This is a genomic window from Asticcacaulis sp., assembly GCF_051956075.1.
Taxonomy (GTDB): domain Bacteria; phylum Pseudomonadota; class Alphaproteobacteria; order Caulobacterales; family Caulobacteraceae; genus Asticcacaulis.
Map to the genome: position 1 here is coordinate 24980 of NZ_JBQCGA010000030.1, position 16555 is coordinate 41534.

10 protein-coding genes are annotated in these 16555 nt (G+C 62.9%); 8 read left to right on the plus strand and 2 right to left on the minus strand.

Translation table 11 applies throughout. The features are described 5' to 3' along the window. Window positions 1-126: 126 nt before the first annotated feature. The 8 genes from ACTHLA_RS07995 to ACTHLA_RS08030 all read left to right on the plus strand — a co-directional run bounded on the left by ACTHLA_RS07995 (window position 127) and on the right by ACTHLA_RS08030 (window position 14862). Window positions 127-2442: a glycoside hydrolase family 95 protein gene (locus tag ACTHLA_RS07995; RefSeq protein ID WP_440187035.1), complete on the plus strand. Its 2316-nt coding sequence runs from the start codon at window positions 127-129 to the stop codon at window positions 2440-2442. 10 nt (window positions 2443-2452) lie between these two features. After that, entirely contained in the window at window positions 2453-3424 is a 972-nt protein-coding gene (locus ACTHLA_RS08000) for a pectinesterase family protein (protein WP_440187038.1), read from the plus strand. A gap of 29 nt (window positions 3425-3453) precedes the next feature. Then, complete coding sequence (locus ACTHLA_RS08005; RefSeq protein WP_440187041.1) at window positions 3454-4413, plus strand: rhamnogalacturonan acetylesterase; 960 nt, start codon at window positions 3454-3456, stop codon at window positions 4411-4413. A gap of 2 nt (window positions 4414-4415) precedes the next feature. Continuing rightward, a complete protein-coding gene (locus ACTHLA_RS08010; RefSeq protein ID WP_440187044.1) occupies window positions 4416-7556 on the plus strand; it encodes a sugar-binding domain-containing protein in 3141 nt (1046 codons plus the stop codon). Beyond that, window positions 7553-9355, plus strand: a complete 1803-nt coding sequence (locus tag ACTHLA_RS08015) for a tetratricopeptide repeat protein (RefSeq protein WP_440187047.1) — start codon at window positions 7553-7555, stop codon at window positions 9353-9355. Before ACTHLA_RS08010 ends, ACTHLA_RS08015 begins: the two co-directional genes overlap by 4 nt. Before the next feature lie 46 nt (window positions 9356-9401). Beyond that, window positions 9402-11114, plus strand: coding sequence for a glycoside hydrolase family 43 protein (locus tag ACTHLA_RS08020; protein WP_440187050.1), 1713 nt, complete (start codon window positions 9402-9404; stop codon window positions 11112-11114). 269 nt (window positions 11115-11383) lie between these two features. Beyond that, window positions 11384-13093 (plus strand): ABC transporter ATP-binding protein, encoded by a 1710-nt coding sequence (locus ACTHLA_RS08025; protein ID WP_440187053.1) that lies wholly within the window; start codon window positions 11384-11386, stop codon window positions 13091-13093. Continuing rightward, the gene (locus ACTHLA_RS08030; RefSeq protein WP_440187056.1) at window positions 13093-14862 is read left to right on the plus strand and encodes an ABC transporter ATP-binding protein; all 1770 of its coding nucleotides are present in this window, start codon (window positions 13093-13095) and stop codon (window positions 14860-14862) included. Before ACTHLA_RS08025 ends, ACTHLA_RS08030 begins: the two co-directional genes overlap by 1 nt. A gap of 103 nt (window positions 14863-14965) precedes the next feature. Here the strand turns inward: ACTHLA_RS08030 and ACTHLA_RS08035 are convergent, their stop codons facing one another. Next, window positions 14966-15538, minus strand: a complete 573-nt coding sequence (locus ACTHLA_RS08035; protein WP_440187060.1) for a hypothetical protein — start codon at window positions 15536-15538, stop codon at window positions 14966-14968. A gap of 75 nt (window positions 15539-15613) precedes the next feature. After that, window positions 15614-16099 (minus strand): hypothetical protein, encoded by a 486-nt coding sequence (locus ACTHLA_RS08040; RefSeq protein WP_440187063.1) that lies wholly within the window; start codon window positions 16097-16099, stop codon window positions 15614-15616. Window positions 16100-16555 lie beyond the last annotated feature (456 nt).

Genomic DNA, 16555 nt, shown 5'->3' on the forward strand with positions numbered 1-16555 from the left:
TCGGTGGACAAGATCCAGCTCCCCGTTTTGCGCTGAGTATCAGCGCACGACAGCTGGCCTCCTGGCGCCGGTTTGCAAAAAATCGGCGCCCTTTTTATTCTTATCGTTACACGCCAGAGCCGCTTCATGATCTTGACCCGCCGTTACGCCTTGCAACTCGCAACCGCAGGTATGGGCGCGGCGCTGGTTCCTGTCGCCCGGGCTCAGGATGACGCATCAGGCTCTTTGAGCCTATGGTACAAACAGCCCGCCAGCGTCTGGACCGAGGCCCTGCCGATCGGCAACGGGCGGCTGGGCGCCATGGTCTATGGCGGGGTCGGGCGCGAGGAAATGCAGCTCAATGAGGATACGCTCTGGGCGGGCGGCCCTTACGATCCCGTGCATAAGGGCGCGGTCAAGAACCTCGCCGAGGTGCGCCGCCTGATCTTCGCCGGCAAGTTTAAGGACGCCGAGGCGCTGATCGAGCAGGGCATGATGGCCCAGCCGGAAAAGCAGATGTCCTACCAGACGATCGGCAGCCTGTTCCTGACATCGGGACCATCCTCCATGGCGTCTGATTACCGGCGCGAACTGGACCTTGACCGTGCGCTGAGCCGGGTCAGCTTCGTTCAGGATGGGACGCGCTATATCCGTGAGACCTTCGTCTCGCCGGTCGATCAGCTCATCGTCATGCGTATCCGCTCGGATCAACCGGGCAGGGTGCGCCTGCGCCTCGATTACGGCACACCGCAGACGGCGCAAGTTCGCATTGACGGCGCCGATCTGATTCTGTCGGGCGTCAACACCAGCCAGCAGGGCGTGCACGCCGCCCTGAGCTTCGAGGCGCGCGCCCGCGTGCGCGTCAAGGGCGGGCAGATCGCGCCGGACGAAGACGGGCTGATCCTTGCGGGCGCCGATGAGGCGCTGATCCTGATCGCCGCCGCGACCAGCTTCAAGTCGTGGAGCGACGTCTCAGGCGATCCGGGCGCGCTCAACAAGGCCGTGCTGGCCAATGCCGAAGGTAAGACGTTCGACGACATGCTGGCCGCGCATGTCGCCGCCCACCAGCGCCTGTTCCGTCGCGTTTCGCTTGATCTCGGGCAAGGCGACGCAGCGTCCCTGCCGACCGATCAGCGCATCAGCCGCGCCGATCTGGCCGCCGATCCGGGGCTGGCCGCGCTCTATTACCAGTTCGGGCGTTATCTGATGATCGCCTGCTCGCGGCCCGGAACGCAGGCGGCGGGCCTGCAAGGGCTTTGGAACGACAAGCTGAACGCGCCTTGGGGCGGCAAATACACGATTAATATCAATACCGAGATGAACTACTGGCCCGCCGAGCGCGGCGCCTTGCCCGAATGCGTCGGGCCGCTGGTCGATCTGGTGCGCGATATCGCCCGGCGCGGCGAGGAGACGGCGCGAGAGCATTACGGGGCGCGCGGCTGGGTCTGCCACCACAATACCGACATCTGGCGCGCCACCGCTCCGATTGATGCGGCCAAATACGGCACATGGCCGATGGGCGGCGCGTGGTTGTGCCAGCATCTGTGGGCGCATTACGAATTTTCGCGGGATAGAGCGTTTTTAGCCGAAATATACCCGATTTTTAAGGGCGCTTCGCAGTTTTATCTCGATTTTCTCACCCCGGAACCCACCCACGGCTGGCTGGTCACCTGTCCATCCATGTCGCCGGAGCATACCCACCCCTTTGGTACGATGATCTGCGCCGGGCCGACCATGGACGTGCAGATCCTCAACGACCTGTTCGACGTCACGGTTAAATCCGCCGCCCTCCTGAACACCGACGCCGATTTCATCGCCCAAGTGCGGGCGACCAAGGCGAAGATGCCGCCGATGCAGATCGGCAAGGCCGGTCAGTTGCAGGAATGGCTCGAAGACTGGGACATGCAGGCGCCCGACCTGCATCATCGCCACGTCTCGCATCTCTACGGTCTGTTCCCCAGCCACCAGATCAATATCTACGACACGCCGGAACTGGCGAAGGCGGCGCGGCGCTCTCTTGAAATCAGGGGCGATGAGGCGACGGGCTGGGGCACGGCGTGGCGCATCAATCTTTGGGCCAGGCTGGCGCAGGGCGACCACGCCTTCTCGATCCTGAAATTCCTGCTGGGGCCTGAGCGCACCTATCCCAATATGTTTGACGCCCATCCGCCGTTCCAGATCGACGGTAATTTCGGCGGCGCCAACGCCATTATGGAAATGCTGATCCAGGCGTGGGACGACCAGATCATCGTCCTGCCCGCCCTGCCATCCGCCTGGCCGTCCGGCGCGTTCTCAGGCATGCGTCTGCCCGGAGCCATCGGCGCGGACCTGACGTGGAAGAATGGACGGCTGGACACTTTAAGCCTGATCAGCGCGACGGATCAAACCGTGCGCATCCGTTATGCTAACAAGATAACGCCGCTGAACCTGACCGCTGGGAAGACGATCCGGTTCAGCGCATAAGGAGGAACCCATGAAAGCCCTTTATCTGGCCGCGGCGGCCCTTATCCTGCCTGGCTTCGCCCAAGCGCAAACCGTTACGATCTCAGCGGACGGGAAGGGGGTCTATCCCACCTTGCAGGCCGCGATTGACGCTTTGCATGACACCGGTGGCGAGATCGACCTGCAACCGGGCGTCTATCGCGAGAAGGTCAACATTACCGGCAATGACGTGCATCTGAGAGGGCTAGGCGTCAGGCCTGACGATGTCGTCATCGTCTGGGGCGACAGCGCCGCCAATACCGGCTCGACCTTCAAGTCGCAGACCGTGCTGGTCACCGGCGACGGCTTTCACGCCGACAATCTCACCATCCAGAACGACTATGCCAAACATAGCGATGTCGGCTCGCAGGCCGTGGCCCTCTCATTGACCGGGGACAAGGACGTCTTGACCCATGTGCGCCTTCTGGGCGCGCAGGATACGCTTTACGTCAATAAGGGGCCGCAGGGCCGCATGAGCCGCGACTATTTTTCCGACTGCTATATCGAAGGCCATGTCGATTTCATCTTCGGCAACGCCAAGGCCTATTTTCAGGGCTGCGAAATCCACGGCATCCCGCATTCCGAGGTCATGTACACGGCGCAAAGCAAGAACGCGCCGGACGAGGACAGCGGCTTTGTCTTCGATGATTGCGCCTTTACGGCGGAGCCGGGCGCGCAGGGCGTCAGTCTCGGCCGCGCCTGGCGCGCCTATGCCACGGTCGTGTTGCTGAACGCGAAGATCGAGACGCCGCTCATCAAGGGCGGCTGGCGCGAATGGCATCCGGGGCAGACCGAGACGCTGAAGACCGCCTATTACGCCGAATATAAATCGACCGGCGTTGGCGCCGATCCGACGGGCCGCGAACCGTACAGCCATCAGCTCACCGACGCCCAGGCCGCGCAATGGAAGCTTGCCGCCTTCTTCAAGGGCGATACGGGCTGGCTGCCGCAAGACGCCCGCTAAGCCCCTCATAACAAAAAAGGAAACGCCACATGAAAACGCTTTTTTTGACGACCTTATGCGCCGCCGCCCTGATGGCGGCCCCGGCGCTGGCGCAGATCCAGCCGACCTATATTCCTGCGCCGCCTCGTCTGGCGCCCGATCAGTTGCCCGCCGTCGTGGACGCCGCCAAACGCGCGGCCACAAAGCATATCGAACCGGATAAGATCATTCTGGTCGGGGATTCCACCACCCAGGTCGGCAGCGGCTGGGGGGGCGCCTTTTGCGACAACCACGTCACCTCGTTCCTATCCTGCGTCAATCTGGCTCGCGGCGGTCGCGGCACCTTCGATTACCGCGCAGAGGGCTCGTGGGACATCGCGCTCGGCGAAATGAAGGTTCCAGGCTACCGCCACGTCTATGTGCTGATCCAGTTCGGCCATAATGACCAGCCGGGGAAGCCGGGCCGCACGACCGATCTTTACAGCGAATATCCGGCCAATCTGGCGCGCTATGTGACCGAGGCGCGCGCCGCAGGCGCCGTTCCGGTGCTGGTGACGCCGTTGACGCGGCGCTCGTTCAAGGACGACTCCTTGCAGGCCGATCTGAACGCCTGGGCCGAGGCCGTGCGCAAGGTGGCCGCCGACATGAACGTCCCCTTGGTCGATCTCAACAAGGTTTCGACTGACGCCGTACAGGCCATGGGCCCGGTGGCGGCGATCTCTCTGTCCGAAACCCCGCCGCCGCAGTTTGTGATCGACGCGGCCAAAACCGGCACGACGGTCGGCGCGCCGAAGAATGGCAAGCCCGCGCCGGAAATGGCCAATGAAACGCTGGACACGCCGCAGGGCCATCCGACGGTCGTGTTCGACTACACCCATCTCGGCCCCAAGGGGGCGGAGTATTTCGCCCATATGGTGACGGTGCAACTGGCCAAGGCCGTGCCGGACCTGCGCCATGAACTGGTCGACAAGCTCTATCCAACCCCTTACGACATGCCGGCGGGGTATTGAGGATGACGCTCGACCGCCGCCGCCTGCTCGGCCTTGCCGCCGCAGCGCCCGTCGCCCTGTCCGCCGCTAAGGGGCTGGCGCAGACGCCCGTGTCCGATACGCTTGTCTCCGGCCATCTCGGCCAGCCCGTTATCATTCCCGACGAAGGCTGGCGGCTATGGCTGGACCCCAGGGCGACGTGGCGGGACGATGTCATCTACCTGCCCGACGATGTGCCGCCGATGGCGCAACTGCCGCTGCATCCGCCCAGCGGCGGCTGGGGAGCGTTGACGAAGGCGGCCTCGCGCGAGGTGACCCTGCCCGCCACGGTCGAGCAGTTCGATTGGGGCAAGTTCGGCGAGCGCCCCTATACGCCGGACGAATACCGCTACGCCGCCGACGATCCCGTGCCGCAGAACGGCGCCTATGTCGGTGTGTCGTGGTGGTGCCGCGATATCGCCATTCCCGCCGAGGCGAAGGATAAACAGGTCTGGCTGCATATCCGCGGCGCACGCATGCGGGCCGAGGTCTTTCTCAATGAAAAGCTGGTCGGCTATTCGATCATGTCGGAGTTGCCGATCGCCTGCGACCTGACGGGTGCGATGCGACCGGGCGGCGCCAACCGTCTGGCCATCCGCATCACCAATCCGGGCGGGCGCTATGACTGGAAGGATTCCAACACTCTGAACTGGGGGCATGTGAAGCTCTATGAGTCGCATGGCTTCGGCGGGCTGGATCGCGGGCTTATGCTCAGCCTGCATCCGAAGTCGGGCCGCATCCGCGACGCCTGGGTGCTGAATACGCCGCAGCCGCGCGCCGTGACCGCGCATCTCGAACTGGAACTGGCGAAACCGGCCTCTGTCGCGGCGCTGAAAACGCAACTGAGCGCCGCGCTGCTCGACGATGAGGGCCAGCCGGTCGCCGCTGACGTGGTGTTAGAAGATGTGGCGCTGGACGGCGCGGTCGCCACGGCGAGGTTTGCGGTGTCGGCGCCGTCGGCGAAGCTGTGGGATCTCGACGCGCCCCATCTCTATCGCGTGCGCTTAAGCTGGCGCGACGGCGCGGCGTCGGACAGCGCCGAGGCGCGTTTCGGTTTTCGCTGGTACAGCCCCGAAGGCATAGGCAAGAACGCCATGCTGCGGCTCAACGGGCGGCGCATCAAGGCCTATTCGGCGATCTCCTGGGGCTATTGGGGCTATAACGGGCTGTGGCCGACCCCGGAACTGGCTGTGCGCGAGGTGAAAGCGGCCAGGACGTTGGGCCTCAATTCCCTGAGCTTTCACCGCAATGTCGGCAAGCGCGAAGTGCTGAACCGGCAGGATGAGATGGGTCTGTTGCGCAGCATGGAGCCGGGCGCGGGCCGTCAGGCCATTGGCCGCGACTTAAAGCCAGGCGAAAGCCTGTCGCCCGCCGACCGCTTCAGCCGCGACTTTATGCTGGCCAAGTGCCGGGCGATGGTGCGCGCCTTCCGTTCGCACCCCAGCCTCGTGCATTACACCTTGCAGAATGAAGTCTCGGCCAATCTGGCCAACCCCGATGTCGAGGCGGTGTTGCGCGCCATGCGCGATCTCGACCCCAGCCGCACCATCATCCTCAATGACGGCTTTGTCGGACGCGGCGCAGCCCAGGCCATGTTCTTACCCTATAACGATCATCTCTACCGGTCCGATGTCGAGCCGGCGGGCGGCTGGTGGGTCAATCACCAAGGCGCGGGCGATCAGTGGTACGACAAATTCTATGTCGACAAGGATGACTTCGTGCATCGTCAGGTCATGTCCGAAGCCATTGTCGAATTCGGCGAGATGGAGGGCTGCGCGGTCTGCGACGACCATGTGAAGATGGTGGCCGACATTCTGCAACATGGCGGCCAGTCCTACGATCTTGAGGACCACAAGGCGATCATCAAGGGGGCCGGGGCCTTCCTCGACCAGTGGGGTTTTCGCACGGCCTTCCCGACGACCGAAAGCTATTTCCTCGCTGTCGGGCAGAAGCAATACGATTCCTGGCAGAACTATCTGGAAAACATCCGCATCTGCAACTCGGTCGATATGGCGGCGATCAGCGGCTGGGAATCGACCGCCATCGAGAACCATTCCGGCATTGTCGATAATCTGCGCTATTTCCATTCCGAGCCGGAGCGTATCTCGGTCAGTCTGAAGCCGGTGCGACCGGTCGCCAAGCAAAGACATATGACCTATGCCGAGGGCGAGGCGGCGGAACTGGATCTGTGGCTGCTGAATGACACCGGCCAGCCGGTGACGGGCAAGCTGACGCTTAAGCTGATCGATCCATCGGGCAAGGAGACGCCGGTGGGCCGTTATGACATTCCGGCGCAGACGCCGGATGTCTTCAGCTATCTCGTGGCCGAAAAGGTCATGACGCCGCCTATGACCGGCGAGGGCGCGCACACGGTGCAGTTTGAACTGGACGGTTATCCCGACGCGACCTTCCGCCGCCAGCTCTGGGTGGTCAGGACGGACATCAAGCCCAAGCGATCCTTGCGCGTGGCGCTGTCGGGTGTCGCCAAATCCTTCCGCGAGCAACTGACGATCCTGCCCGGTGTGACCTTTGAGGACTTTGCCGCGGGAGGACATTATGACGCTGTCATCGCCTCCGGCCTCAAGGCGGACGAGATCGAACGCCGCCAGATCGGCGACCAGACCGGCAATGAAGCGGCGCCGAAAAAGGGCGAGGCGCCGAAACTGGTGCTGGGCGAACTGCCGGACGAGGTGCTGGACGCCGTGCAAAATGGCCTGCCCCTGTTCGTCATGGCCCCGGAAGACGGTCTGGCCGACGGCATGGCGACGCAGTTAGCGAAGCTTGGCCTGTTCGGCTATGACGGTCAGGTCGGCGACCTGCGCGCGCCGTGGATGGGCAACTGGAACGTCTTGCGCGCCCATCCGGTGTTCGACGGCGTTCCCGCCGATTGTTGCGCGGGCCTGTGGCATCAGGTCGATGGTCACGCCTCCAACGGGCTGAAAGTGACGGGCGCGGGGGCCGACATCATCGCCGCCTATTCGCGCGACCACGACCGCTTCATGGGCGCGTCCTGCTTCACCGTACGTAAGGACAAGGCAAGGCTCCTGTTCCACCGGATGCCGGATATGGTCGCCCCGCTGCAAAGCCGCTTCCTGATCAACGCTCTGAACTGGCTGACGACATGAAACCTTTGCTCGCTTGCGCCGCCTTGATGACAGCGCTGCTCGCCCCCGGCGCGGGGCAGGCCCAGAACCAAGCCCAGGACCACGCCCAGATTGATGCGACACCGACCACTGTGGTGGTGCAGGGGCAGAAGGGGGCTCGCCGTCCGGCGGTCTGGTTTCGGGCCGAAAGCCAGCATTTCGTCGTCTATAGCGATACGCGCCGCGAGGACGTGACAACGCTTTTGAATGCGCTGGAAAAGTTTCGCTACGTGCTGCGCAGCTATCTGCGCGAGGACACGACCCATGACGACGCCGAGCCGAAGACCGAGATCACCTATCTGGCGCATGAGCAGGATCTGGCGCTGATCCGGCCAGATGGACCTGACTATGCGATCGGTCTTTATTCGGCGTGCGCGGATGCCGATATCGGGGTTGGCGTTTACATGTACGCCGACCAGTCCAGAAGCCTGCCGCTGGAGAAACAGCCGGACAATGAGGGGCTTGGCTATATGCTCGAAGCCTATGCGCGCCATTACAGCTATCAACACAGCGCTATGCGCCAGCCGACCTGGTTCATCGACGGCTTTGCGCATTATTTTTCGACCGCGCGCTTTGACGGCAATGAAGCCATTGTCGGCATGGCGCCGACGGCGTTTGCGCGCTATCTCAACCTGATCGGCAATGTGACCACCTACAGCCTCGATTATAGCGACATACTGCAACAGAAGGAGGATAACGGCCACAACGCCGCCGGACCTTCGGGGGTGCGCAACGAATATCAGGCGCGCGCCTGGCTTTTGACCCATTATATCCTGTCGTCGCCGGACAATCGGCGCAGGTTCGAGGCCTATCTGTCCGAAACCGCCGCCGGGCAGTCGCCTGTTGCGGCGTGGAAGGCCGCCTTCGTTATGACGCCGGGCCAGCTTGACAATACGCTCTGGCGTTATCGCCTGAATGATCTTAAGGCCCTTAAACTGGTCTTCAAGGCGCTGCCCGATGCCGATATCAGCTTTCAATCGCTGCCCGCCTCCGCCCAGTCGGTCGAACTGTGGCGCACGGCGTTGCGCACCTGCCCGTCCGCCGCCTATGGCCGCGTTCTGCTGACGCGGCTGCGCGCCGAGGCGCCCAAATTCCCCGACAGCGATCTGGCGCAACTCAGCCTTGCCCGCGCCGAAATCGAATGGGGCGATCCGAACGCCGCCCTGCCATATCTGACCAAGGCCACGGCGGGCGCCTCCAGCGACGCCGAGGCCTTCACCCTTCTGGGGCGCGCCCATCTGGCGCTGGCGATGGCGCTGGACGGCCCGGCGCGCAAGAACCAGCTTGAGCAGGCCATGCTGGCGCTTGGCCGCGCTTCGGTGCTTGATCCAGGCTCGTCCGAAACCGGCTGGTGGTTCTACCGCGCCGCCGCCTTGAGCGGCCAGATGAGCGATGACGGCGCGGCGGCGATCCTGACGGCGTGGAAAGCCGCGCCGGATGTCGATCTATATGCGCTGCACGCTGGTCTGGCGCTTGCCTGGCTTGGACGCAAGGACGAGGCGATGGACGCGCTGCGCACCGTCGCGGATAATCCGCGTGACCCGGCGCTGGCGGCGGCGGCGCAGGTCTGGATTGATCGTCTGGGCGCAGGCGTGGACAAGGCCGCCTTGGTCGCCGCAATGGGGACGCAGGCGCCCGACGCCTCCCAGACGCAATGGACACTGGCCAGCGGCGATATTGTCGCCGCCGTCAAGGCCGCCGCTGACGCGCAGGACGCCAATGACGCCATGAGTACAGCCGACCCGCAAAGCGATCAGGACAGCCAGTTGCCGGGCAACTGACGAACGAAAGGATGAACATATGCACGAGCGGACAAGCGCAAGGCGCATGGCTGTTATGATGGCCAGCAGCCTATTTCTGGCTTTGGGCGCGCTTACGGCCGCCGCCGCGCCGCCGCCGGGCGTCTGGACGCCCGATCAGGGGAATGGAAGCTATCTCAATCCAGTTCTGCAGGGCGATTATTCCGATCCGGACGCAATCCGGGTCGGGAAGGATTTTTATCTGACCTCGTCCTCCTTCGCCAATATTCCCGGCCTGCCGGTGCTGCATTCAAAGGATCTGGTCAACTGGAAGATTATCGGCCACGCCCTGCCGCGCCTCTCGCCCGTCGGTCACTACCGCACGCCACGGCGGGGCGGGGGCGTCTGGGCGCCCGCCATCCGCTATCACGCCGGGCGTTTCTACATCTATTACCCAGATCCCGACTTCGGCATCTATATGGTCAGCGCCCGAAATCCCGCCGGGCCGTGGAGCAAGCCGGTTCTGGTCGATGACGCGAAAGGGGCGATCGACCCGTGTCCGTTCTGGGACGAGGACGGCAAGGCTTATCTTATCCACGCCTTCGCCAAATCGCGGGCGGGGAAGAACAATATGCTGATCTTAAAGCCCATGAGCGCAGACGGGACGCATACGCTGGGAGAAGGCCGCGTCGTGATCGACGGCGCGGCGCTGCCGCAGGTTGCGACCTCGCTCGGCATGGCCGACTGGTCGGTGATCGAGGGGCCGAAACTCTATAAGCGCGACGGCTGGTACTATATTTTCGCGCCCGCCGATGGCGTCAAGAATGGCTGGCAGGCGGTGTTTCGTTCGCGCCGTATCGAAGGGCCTTATGAGGCGCGCGATGTGATGGATCAGGGGCCGCTGGACGATCTGGGCCCCGCCAACGGGCCGCATCAGGGCGCTCTGGTCGATACGCCGGATGGGAAAAGCTGGTTCCTGCATTTTCAGGATACGGACAGCTATGGACGCCGCGTCTGGCTGGAGCCGGTGACGTGGAAGGACGGCTGGCCGGTCATCGGACGCGAAGGCGTCAACGGCATTGGCCGCCCTGTGGCGGGCGGTGAGAAGCCGATACAGGGCCAGCCCGAAATGGTCCCGGTCGCGGGCGATGATTTCGCGCACGGTCTGAACCTCGGCTGGCAGTGGAATTCCAATCCGGGCAAGGACTGGGCCGATGCGTCCACGCCGGGGGAGTTGCGTCTGAAAGCCGTTCCTTCCTCCGCCAATCTGTGGGAGGCGGGCAATGTGCTGACGCAGAAACTGCCGGGTATGACGTTCAGCGTGACGACGAAGGTGATGCTGGAGCCGCGCAATGTCGGCGAGCGCGCAGGGCTTGTTCTGATGGGACGCGCCTATGGTTTTATCGGGGTTGTCAGCACAAGGAACGGCGTGCGCATCGAGCAAGTCGTGCGCGACAGCGCCAAAAACGGCGATCCTGAGACGCAGGTTGTGGCGGACGCGCCCGTCACCGGACCGGTGTGGCTTAAGATGACGCTTGCGCCCTATATACATCCGACCGGCCCTTCGCAGTACAGCCCGCAATGGCCCGCCATGGAACGCCTGACCGACGCGCAGGTCAGTTTCAGCTATAGCCGCGACGGCGTGACCTACGCGCCCCTGGGCGAAGGCTTCGTCAGCCAGCCCGGCGAATGGGTCGGCGCCCAGCTCGGCATTTTCTCCCAGGCGCCAATGGGAACGCCGGGCGCTGCCGCCGTTAGAAACGGATCGGCGGTGTTCGGACCCGTGCGGATAATGCGCTAAGTTCAACGACACATGTGGACTACCGCGCAAAGGTTGGAGGTTGATCATCATCCTGATGCAATGCCGCCACCAACATCCTGTCAAATTGGAAAAGGACGATGCGCCGCCATAGACAGCGTCAAATTATTTTTCATGACTGGTCTCCAGGAGCGGCTTGAACTAGCTTCCGTATCATCTGCTCACGGGCGCGCATCCAGGCGCTGACGAAAGACGGGGGACGGAACTTGGCTGACAAAGCAACTACACCGCCAAAGCCCCAGCGGCCGCGCATGCCCAGTCTGTTGCCGCTGCTCAGGCCCTATAAGGGACAGATGATCCTGCTTGTCGTCCTGACCGTGGCCGGCAATGCGCTGAACCTGATCATGCCGAAAGTGGTCGCCGACGCGATCGACGCCTTCACCTCAGGTCATCTTGATCTCACGGGCTCGCTGATCGCGCTGGCGGCGCTGGCGGTGGGCACGTTTGTGTTCGGCAATCTGCAGAACATTGCGCAGACCGTCGCCTCCGAGCGGGTCGCGCGCGATCTGCGCACACGTCTGGCCGGCGTCGTCTCGCAGCAGACCTATGCGGCCATCGAAGCGATGACGCCATCGAAGCTTCTGACCAATTTCACCTCCGACGTCGATGCGATCAAGACCTTTGTCGCCCAGGGGGCGCCGACCCTGATCTCGTCCGTCTTCGTGATCATCGCGGCCAGCAGCCTGCTGATATGGCTGAACTGGCGGCTGGCCCTGCCGGTGCTGGCGACCCTACCGCTGATCGCCCTGAGCTTTTTCGTGGTCATGAGCCGGGTGCGCAAGCTGTTTGGCCAGATTCAGGGCGTCCTCGATACGATGAACCGCGTGCTGAGCGAATCCATAGTCGGCGCGCCGCTGATCCGTCTTGTCCATACCGAGGCGCGCGAGACGGCCCGCTTTACCGAGGCCGCGCAGGCGTCGCGTGCGATCGGGTTGAAAATCTTGCGCCAGTTCGCCGCCATGATCCCGATGATTACCTTTCTGACCAATGTGGCCGTGCTGATCATTCTGAGCCTCGGCGGGCATTTCGTCATCAGAGGTACGATGAGCATCGGTCAGTTGTCGGCCTTTCTGGCCTATCTGACCATACTGGTCTTTCCGATCATCATTATCGGCTTCACCTCGATGTCGATCAGTCAGGCGCAGGCCTCCTATCAGCGCATCAGCGCGGTGCTGAACGCCCCGCCGCCGCCTGCGCGCGGGACAACCCAGCAGGCCCTGACCGGCGCGATCAGGGTGCAGGATCTTGTCCTCAGCCACGGCGAGCGCAAGGTGCTGAAAGGCGTGTCGTTCGAGATCGCGCCGCGCACGCGCACGGCGATTCTGGGGCCCACGGCGGCGGGCAAGTCGCAACTGCTCTATGCGATGACGGGGCTTCTGGCGCCGACCTCAGGTCAGGTGTTTTATGACGGACACGCCATCGACGACTATACGCGTGACAGCCTTTATGCGCAGATCGCCTTCGTGTTTCAGGATTCCAATCTGTTCAACCTGACTTTGCGCGAAAACATAGCCTTCAATGCGAAGGTCGATGAGGCGCAGCTCAACAAGGCGATCGAGACGGCGGAACTGAGCGCCTTTATCGCCGGTCTGCCGCAAGGGCTGGACACGGTCGCCGCCGAGCGCGGCCTGTCCCTGTCGGGCGGGCAGAAGCAGAGACTGATGCTGACGCGCGCGCTGGCGACGGACCCTAAAATCCTGTTTCTCGACGATTTTACCGCACGGGTCGACCTGCAGACCGAAACCCGCATCCTGGCCAATGTCCGACGGAACTATCCTGACCTGACCCTGATTTCGATCACCCAGAAGATAGATCCGATAAAGGATTTCGATCAGATCATCCTCCTGATGGAGGGCGAGGTTCTGGCGGTCGGCACGCACGAAGACCTGGCGCGCACCAGCCCCGAATACGGCCAGATCCTGCGTTCGCAACGCTCAACCGAAGCCTATGAGATCGCCTGATGGACTACGCTCTCAAACCCGCCGAGGCCGGTGACAAGCGCCAGAGTCTGGCTCCGGCCTGGCGCGCGCTCAAGCCCCTGCTGGGCGATGAGCGCAGCCATATCATCGCCGCCGTGGCCTGCGTGATCGTCAGCACGGCCGCCAGCCTGCTGGGGCCGGTCATCACCGCGCGCATCATCGACACGGCGATAAAGCATAGCGATTACGGACTTCTGCTGCGTTACGCAGGCGGGCTGGCGCTTGTCTATCTGGTCGGGCTGGCGGCCCAGTACGCACAGACCCTGCGCATGGGCACGGTCGGGCGCAATCTTCTGTTCAAGCTGCGCGCCCGCCTGTTCGAGCAGCTCTCGGGCCTGCCGGTCGCGTTTTTCGCGCAGAACCGCGCGGGCGATCTGATCTCACGCGTCAACAGCGACACCGACAAGATCAACCAGTTCTTTTCTCAGGCGCTGATGCAGATGTTCGACAGCCTGTTCCGCGTCATCGGCGCGGGCGTCTTCCTTCTGGCGCTGAACTGGGAACTGGGTCTGATCGCCCTGACGCCGGCGCTGGTCATGCTGATCATCACCCTCATCCTGTCGCCCTGGGTCAAGGCCGCCAATCGCAAAAGCCTGGAAAGCCTGGGCGCCCTGTCCGGCGATGTCTCCGAAAGTCTGAGCAATTTTCAGGTGATTGTGGCCTTTAACCGCGTCGATTATTTCCGCGAAACCTTCGAGGCGGCCAATCAGCGCAATTACCGCGCCTCGGTAAAGTCCGATGTGGCGTCGGGCCTTTTCGCGCCGCTTTACACCCTGGCCGGCAGCGCAGGCTCGATCCTGGTCCTCGGTCTGGGCGTCTGGCTGATTGTGCACGCCCAGCTCAGCGTCGGGCTGCTGGTTGGCTATCTTTTGTATGTGTCGGCCTTTTACGATCCGCTGCGGCAACTGGCGACGGTGTGGTCCAGCCTGCAGACCATGATGGCGGCCATGGAGCGGGTCTCGGAGGTTTTACGGCTTGAGACCAACCTCGTGGAGCTGCCGCAGGCCGGAAAGCCCGCGCGCAGCCCGGAGGCGTTGCTGGCCTTTGAAGAGGTCGGCTTCGCCTATGCCGGCGGCAAGCCCGTGCTGGACAAGGTCAATCTGACGCTGGAGCGCGGGCGCACCTATGCGCTGGTCGGGCCGACCGGCGGCGGCAAGACGACGACCGCCATGCTGATGGCGCGGCTTTACGATCCGACCGCGGGCGCCGTCTATCTTGAAGGGCGCGATATCCGCACCTTCACCGCCGCCGAGCGCGCGGCGAAGATCGGTTATATCCTGCAGGACCCCTTCCTTCTGGCCGGAACGGTGCGCGACAATATCGTCTATGGCCACCCCAGCCTCGGCGATCTTGATGGCGAGGCGCTGATCGAGCGGATGAAGGCCATGGGCCTGGCGGGCTTTCTGGCGCGGTTTGGCGAGAGCGGCCTTGAAACACCGGTCAGGTCGGCGGGCGAGGGGCTGTCCCTGGGGCAGAAGCAACTGGTCGCCTTCCTGCGGGCCGTGATGCGCGAACCGGAGATTCTGATTCTGGACGAGGCGACGGCCAATATCGACACCGTCACCGAGCAGATGCTGGAGGAGGTGCTGACGCGGCTGCCCGCCGCCACCACAAGGGTCATCATCGCCCACCGGCTGAACACCATTCAGAACGCCGACGAAATCTTCTTCGTCGGGGGCGGCGCCGTGACGGCCGCCGGGTCCATGCAGCACGCTATGGACATGCTGCTGGGCTATGAGCGGACCTCATAACCGTCCGGCGCAGCGTTCAGCGCAAGGCAAGTTAGGGCGCTCCGCGAAGATGGAGGGCGAGGCATTGCCTTAACCCTTGAGTTCATCTGAGCGCCCTGTCTCCTTACGGGTACATCGGCTTCGCTATGAGAGGGGGTTGGCGCAGAGGCGATCTATACGGGTCGGGCGCGACGGAAAAATTATCGAAATACGGACGGCTTTCGTGTGCGCCGGCGCGCCCCGCGAGCAACCCCGCCATGCCGGTCGCATAGGCGCCGTCCGTTGCGGTAATCGCAGCTCTGCCGTCAATAATGGCTGTGATCTGGTCGCCTTTAAAACGCAGTTTAACCGTATGCCATTTGCCTGAGGCGTGGGACACCTTGGCCGTTCCCAGCAACTTCTCCCCACCTTCGCCGCTGTCGACCCCGGCGCGGATCATGGCCTGCTGTTCAGCGTCTCCGACCAGCGCTTTCTTATCGAGTTTGCCCCGGATGACGGACAGAACGAGCTTGCCGTCGCCCGTCAGTCGAAGGATGTAGCCTTTCGGAATAATGCCATAGCCGTAACCGACATTGTTGATCCGGCCGAGCAGCGCGGCGGTTTCAGTCTTATCCAGAAACACGTCGCTGCTGACGGTGTAATCGCCCCAGGTTCCGGCGCCGACTGCCGCAGGCAAAGGCCTGAACGGCGGGGGCATGCGCTCAGCTCAAAGGCGCCGGATATATCTGCGAAATAGCGGGGCAGATAACCCCACTTTTCAGGTTGCTCATATTCATCGAAGCTGTCGCGATAAGGGAAGGGGAAAGGCTGTGCGTTGAGGCGGGTCGGCAAATCCGCCCTTTTGCTGCCGGCGCGTCGTCGACAAGGTGTAAACCGCATGCGGTTCGAGTGTCACGGAGGTGACGCCATCCTTGGCGACCAGATCGGCCTGACGGACAAATTGTTCCGTCGCGGTGCTTCGCCACACGCTCAACGGCGCCGTGGACAGGCCGCCGCTGACCCTGAGGCGGATGGTTTGCGGCGCTGAAGCGTTCTTCGTCTCGATAATGACACTATAGTCGTTCTGCGGAGACACCAAGGTGACATAGCTGCCGCCCTGGCTCAATTCGCCGCTGGCATAGTTCAAATAGGTCCAGCCGATCGCGCTGAACTGACCATAGTGCGCATACGCCCAGAGCTTGGGATTCACCTCGTAATGTCCGCTCCACGGCCAGCTCGCCCGGACCGTGGCTTCCTTCTCGCCGCTGTAAGGCTCCATGTGTTGCGGCTTGTCATTATGCCTTCGCTCCCGAAGTTTCTTTTATTGTAATATAATAATCCAATGGGGGCTTCAATGTCGTTCGACATCCGCTGCAATCGCGTCCGCGTCGGGCCGAGGCGACGACCGCTTTCGCGAATGAAAGCCAAACGACGCCCTGCACCTGACATGACATGTACATGGCATGTGGTGTGCATGTATCAAGCATGTTGGCGGCGCCTAAGCGATCAGGTTCGATGGGGTGTGGGCGGTATGCTGCCAGGAGAGATGCCTTGTAACGGCGCCTTACAGTCGAAATGCCGCACAAGCGGCTTGAGGCGCGTCCCGGCCACAGCCGCCAGCCGCGTCCTTTATTACGGCGACCGACGAGGCGTGTGCGCAGATTTGGCCCCATAATTGTCTGCGTATATAAGACGCCAAACATATAATATATACTATATGATATTTTTTAACACT

Coding starts and splice junctions, on each gene's coding strand:
- ACTHLA_RS08040 (WP_440187063.1), bottom strand. CDS start 16,099: ATGGAGCCTTACAGCGGCGAGAAGGAAGCCACGGTCCGGGCGAGCTGG.
- ACTHLA_RS08030 (WP_440187056.1), top strand. CDS start 13,093: ATGGACTACGCTCTCAAACCCGCCGAGGCCGGTGACAAGCGCCAGAGT.
- ACTHLA_RS08015 (WP_440187047.1), top strand. CDS start 7,553: ATGAAACCTTTGCTCGCTTGCGCCGCCTTGATGACAGCGCTGCTCGCC.
- ACTHLA_RS08035 (WP_440187060.1), bottom strand. CDS start 15,538: ATGCCCCCGCCGTTCAGGCCTTTGCCTGCGGCAGTCGGCGCCGGAACC.
- ACTHLA_RS08005 (WP_440187041.1), top strand. CDS start 3,454: ATGAAAACGCTTTTTTTGACGACCTTATGCGCCGCCGCCCTGATGGCG.
- ACTHLA_RS08000 (WP_440187038.1), top strand. CDS start 2,453: ATGAAAGCCCTTTATCTGGCCGCGGCGGCCCTTATCCTGCCTGGCTTC.
- ACTHLA_RS08020 (WP_440187050.1), top strand. CDS start 9,402: ATGGCTGTTATGATGGCCAGCAGCCTATTTCTGGCTTTGGGCGCGCTT.
- ACTHLA_RS08025 (WP_440187053.1), top strand. CDS start 11,384: ATGCCCAGTCTGTTGCCGCTGCTCAGGCCCTATAAGGGACAGATGATC.
- ACTHLA_RS07995 (WP_440187035.1), top strand. CDS start 127: ATGATCTTGACCCGCCGTTACGCCTTGCAACTCGCAACCGCAGGTATG.
- ACTHLA_RS08010 (WP_440187044.1), top strand. CDS start 4,416: ATGACGCTCGACCGCCGCCGCCTGCTCGGCCTTGCCGCCGCAGCGCCC.